At 45.5% G+C, this 4,231-nt stretch carries 4 protein-coding genes; all 4 read left to right on the top strand.

All coding sequences use genetic code 11. From position 1 onward, the window contains the following. On the top strand, positions 1–480 hold a 480-nt coding region (locus ACEW9O_RS14070; RefSeq protein WP_373550810.1), incomplete at its 5' end, for an ABC transporter ATP-binding protein. 227 nt (positions 481–707) lie between these two features. Next, the gene (locus ACEW9O_RS14075; protein WP_373550811.1) at positions 708–2,018 is read left to right on the top strand and encodes a TolC family protein; all 1,311 of its coding nucleotides are present in this window, start codon (positions 708–710) and stop codon (positions 2,016–2,018) included. Between the two features lie 506 nt (positions 2,019–2,524). After that, a complete protein-coding gene (locus ACEW9O_RS14080) occupies positions 2,525–3,046 on the top strand; it encodes an isoamylase early set domain-containing protein (RefSeq protein ID WP_373550812.1) in 522 nt (173 codons plus the stop codon). A gap of 241 nt (positions 3,047–3,287) precedes the next feature. Further along, a partial coding sequence (locus tag ACEW9O_RS14085; RefSeq protein ID WP_373550813.1) for an alpha-amylase family glycosyl hydrolase occupies positions 3,288–4,231 on the top strand: 944 nt, incomplete at its 3' end.

The following is a 4,231-nucleotide window of genomic DNA, read 5'->3' on the forward strand; positions in this document are numbered from 1 at the left end:
GTACACAAACTTTCGGAAAAAAAGCGCACCGATCTGTACAAGCACTACATCGGCTTTGTATTCCAACAATACCACCTGATCGATGAGCTGACGGTATACGAAAACCTGGAAACTCCCCTGTTGTACAAAAAAGTCTCGGGATCTGAGCGCAAAAGCCGCGTGGCAGATATCCTGGATCGATTTAATATGGTGGCTAAAAAGGATTTATTTCCCAATCAGCTTTCGGGTGGTCAACAACAGCTCGTGGGCATTGCCCGCGCACTGATTGGCCAACCCAAGCTGATTTTAGCCGACGAACCTACCGGAAACCTGCAATCGGCCCAAGCGGATGAAATCATGCAGATTTTCAAAAAGCTCAACGAAGAAGAAGGGGTGTCCATCATCCAGGTGACCCACAGCGAAAAGAATGCCGCTTACGCCCAGCGGATCATTCACTTGTTGGATGGGCATGTTGAGCGGGAGGAAAAAATTACGAAATAAGTTGAGGGACATGAGTCATCCCGAATTTTCAAAACAATTCTAAAGCGACATAATTTTCACAAAGAAAGCACAAAGAATCACAAAGGACACAAAGCGAAGCGCCGTCGACGTCTAACTTTGTGTCCTTTGTGCCCTCTTTTTTTCCTTTGTGATAAAGAAATGTCGCTTTTGTAGTGTTTATGAAAAAATCGGGACGACTCATGTTCTCAACCCCAAAATATTTATTTATGAAAAATATTCTTTTGGCCCTCGTCATACTCATTTTTGGAGCGCCAATCGTAAACGCACAAACTATCCTGAGCCTGGATGAATGCATACGCATTGCTCTGGAAAACAACCTGCAAATCAAAAATTCAGGGTTTCAGCTCGATTTGGCCGAAGTATCACTTCGGCAAATCCGGGCGCAACAACTGCCCGACCTCAGCCTGAATTTTGGCCAAAACTTCAACTTTGGCCGCAGCATCGACGTCAATACCAACCAACGGATCGATGAAGTTTTTCTCAGCAATGGTTATGGTTTGAACATATCAGTGCCCATTTTTAATGGTTTTGGGCTAAAATACCAGGGGCAACAACAGAAGCAGGCCATTCAGGCGGGCATCAAGGATGTGGAAGCCAGTAAAAACCTGATTCGGCGCAACATCATCACTTTTTACCTCAATGCCCTGGCCAATCAGGAGCTTTTCCGCATTGCCCAGGAGCAAGCCAACGCTACCCGCCAGCAAATTGAGCTGGCTCAAAAAAGAGTAGCCGCAGGCGTGGCCAACGAAATGGTCGTGTACGAGCTCAAAGCGCAAATGGCCAATGAGGAATTCAATGCCGTAAGTGCCCGCAACAATGCCGAGCTGGCCAAGGTCAATCTCTTTCAACAAATGAACCAGCCGGTGGACATGAATGCTCAATTGGATGCCAACCTCATCCAAACGATCAACAGTCCGGCTGATGCGATGGCTTCGGCAACGCTTTTACAAAAAGCAGAAGCCAGCCTGCCCGAAATACAAGGGGCACAATTGCGGATTTTAAGTGCCCAAAAAGGGGTGGAAGCTGCGCGGTCTAATTTTTTCCCCAGCATCAATTTTCAAGGAAATTATGGTGCTTTTTTTGCCAGCACACGTACAGAGGCTTACTTTTCGCAGTTGGATGCCACGCGCAATGGTAGCATGAGCATTGGCTTGTATCTGCCATTGTTTCGAGGTGGCGCCATTCAACAACAGGTACAGCGGGCAGTAATCAACGAAAATATTGCCGAAAACAACCTGGCCGATGTAAAAAACCAGCTCCGTAGCGAGATAGAGCAGGCCGTACAAAACCACCGCGCGACTCAGGAGCAATGGAAAGCAGCCGAACAACAAGTGACGGCACAAACAGAAAATGTACGCTTGTTTGAAAAACGCTTTACCGCAGGAACGGCCAATACATCAGAATACATTTTGGCGAAAAACAACTTGACCCAATCGAATGGCAACCTGATCTCGGCTAAATACCGCCACTTGATTTGGAAAATAATTTTGCAGTATTACGAGAACGGGAAATTCTGATTTTATTCCTGATTATGGAATTAAGCGCCAATATGCAGCCATAAGTGTTGCATATTGGCGCTTGATTTTCAAAAAATTAGAGTAAAATCACATTTTTTTCATTTTTTCATTTCCATTGATTATTCCGTTGAATCACATCGACTCCAAAAAAGCCACATATTTTTCTGCGTCTGGATAAATATTATTTCAAGAAATGCGTAATTGTCAGATATTTTTTCAGCTCATCTAGCGTTTAGTAAATAAGAAAAAGAGCCTTGGGCTTTGAAAATCAAAATAATAGCTCCTAAATTTGCCCTGCAATTGCACTTAGTATGACGCAAAAAATTACTTCCCGATTTTTTTTGAGGCTTTTGAATAGAAAGCTCACTTGAAATGAACCGTTCGACTTCCTATTCAAAACCCAAAATCGGGAAGTTAATTTTTCTGCGTTACTTATTGCACCATTACATCACCCACGCTGATCGCATCAATCTCCTAGATTCGTTCAACCACAAATACCAAATGACATGTTGAAGAAGGATTATTCCAACACGAAAAAAGTTTGTAAAGTTACTTTCTCTTTGCCTACCACTGCTGTTCAGGATGGCGCTGAAGTTCGCGTATTGGGCGACTTCAATGCTTGGGCCTGGCAAAGTGGCCTCGTTATGAAGGCTGGCAAAACTGAGTATACTGCATCCATTGAATTGGCCCTTGGTGCCAACTACGAATTCCGCTACGCGATCAACAACGAACGTTGGGAAAACGATTGGGCTGCCGACGCTTATGTGCCTTCTCCTTTTGATGGCATCACCAACTCTTTGGTTTCTGTATCCGCAGTAGTTGACGGTGAATTGACTGGCAAAGCGGATGGTGGCAAAAAAGTTAAAGCAACTGGTGCTCCTAAAGTTGAAAAGCCTGCCGCTGCTGCTAAGGAAGAAGCCCCTAAAGCTCCTGCCAAAGCTAAAGCTCCAGCTAAAACCACGACTACGGTTGCCAAAACCACCAAGGCACCTGCAAAATCTAAAGCAAAGGAAACGCCCAAGAAGTAATTCCTTATTTCAAGCGTTTTTCTAACGCAGCATTACTTTATTTGGTAATGCTGCGTTTTTTTTTTCAGATCACTTCTCTTTTAGCATTACCTTGCTATTTTTGCTAAGTCAGGTGTATGAAACAAAGATCAGGGTACAATTCAATTGTGCTGCCTCTCTATTTTCATCAGCCTTGCACAGTTCGCTTTTTCCATCAGTAACGACAGGTCCAGGTCTGTCGAAGCCTCCAATCTCTGCATGTATGAGTAAGGTAATCAACCACAGCCTTTTTACAGACTATGATATTTATCTGTTCAAGTCCGGTACTCATTTTCGGATTTATGAAAAAATGGGCAGCCATTTGATCGAAGTCGATGGTGAAAAAGGAGTGTACTTTTCCGTGTGGGCACCCAATGCTCAGTCTGTTTCGGTGATTGGCAACTTCAATTTTTGGAATACTCAAGAACATCCCCTCACCTCGCGCTGGGATGGATCGGGTATTTGGGAAGGATTTATTCCCGGCCTGGAAAAAGGCACCCTCTACAAATACCACATCCATTCGCAAAACGGACGGCATGTGGAGAAGGGTGATCCCTATGCCTTGTTTTGGGAAGTTCCTCCTAAAACTGCCTCGATTGTTTGGGAAAACGATTATTCTTGGCAAGACCAGGATTGGCTCAAACAACGCCAGGACAAAGCAGGTAAACCCCAGCCCTACTCCGTCTACGAAGTACACATGGGCACCTGGAAGAAGAATGGCAACGAATCGCTGAGCTACCGTGAATTGGCTGTGGATTTGGTGCAGTACTTGCAAGAAATGAACTTCACCCACGTGGAATTCCTACCCGTGATGGAGCACCCGTACTTCCCTTCCTGGGGTTATCAGGTGACCGGGTATTTTGCACCGACCAGTCGATTCGGCACACCGGAAGACTTTATGTATTTGGTAGATAAACTGCACCAGGGCGGCATTGGTGTTATCCTGGACTGGGTTCCTTCCCATTTTCCGACTGATGCGCATGGTTTGGCGGAATTTGATGGCACGCACCTGTACGAGCACGAGGATCCACGCAAGGGTTTTCACCCGGATTGGAAGAGTGCGATCTACAATTTTGGCCGGAATGAGGTGCGCAACTTCCTGGTGTCCAATGCCCTGTTTTGGCTCGATCGCTTCCATGTGGATGGCCTGCGGGTAGACGCCGTAGC

The sequence above is a fragment of the Haliscomenobacter sp. genome (assembly GCF_041740695.1).
GTDB lineage: Bacteria > Bacteroidota > Bacteroidia > Chitinophagales > Saprospiraceae > Haliscomenobacter.

Coding starts and splice junctions, on each gene's coding strand:
- ACEW9O_RS14080 (WP_373550812.1), top strand. CDS start 2,525: ATGTTGAAGAAGGATTATTCCAACACGAAAAAAGTTTGTAAAGTTACT.
- ACEW9O_RS14075 (WP_373550811.1), top strand. CDS start 708: ATGAAAAATATTCTTTTGGCCCTCGTCATACTCATTTTTGGAGCGCCA.